Origin of the sequence: Pantoea sp. SIMBA_079, assembly GCF_046940275.1 — a bacterium.
Lineage (GTDB): Bacteria > Pseudomonadota > Gammaproteobacteria > Enterobacterales > Enterobacteriaceae > Pantoea > Pantoea borealis.
In genome coordinates this window covers 1-231 of record NZ_JAWRYR010000993.1, presented here as the reverse complement: position 1 = coordinate 231, position 231 = coordinate 1, and the positions used below count along the sequence as shown (strand labels likewise).

The following is a 231-nucleotide window of genomic DNA, read 5'->3' as shown; positions in this document are numbered from 1 at the left end:
CGAGAGAGGAAGACGGCCCGCTGGGGCCACCTAACTGTACGCTCCCACCCCGGTGACGGCACTGAGGATGACCTGCTCGTAGTGACCGGTCAGCTCGCGGCAGATGACATCCCAGCTGCGGCCGAGCACCGCCCGTCGTCCGGCCTCCCCCATCCGTCGCCGGAAGGCGCCGTCGTGGACGAGCATCGAGACCGCCGCGCGCAGCGCCCGGTCGTCGGACGGAGGGAACAG

At 71.0% G+C, this 231-nt stretch carries 1 protein-coding gene; it reads right to left on the bottom strand.

The window, feature by feature from the left end; translation table 11 throughout:
• Positions 1 to 30 precede the first annotated feature (30 nt).
• Positions 31 to 231: glycosyltransferase (locus tag SB719_RS22915; RefSeq protein WP_412160151.1), on the bottom strand; the 201-nt coding region annotated here is incomplete at its 5' end.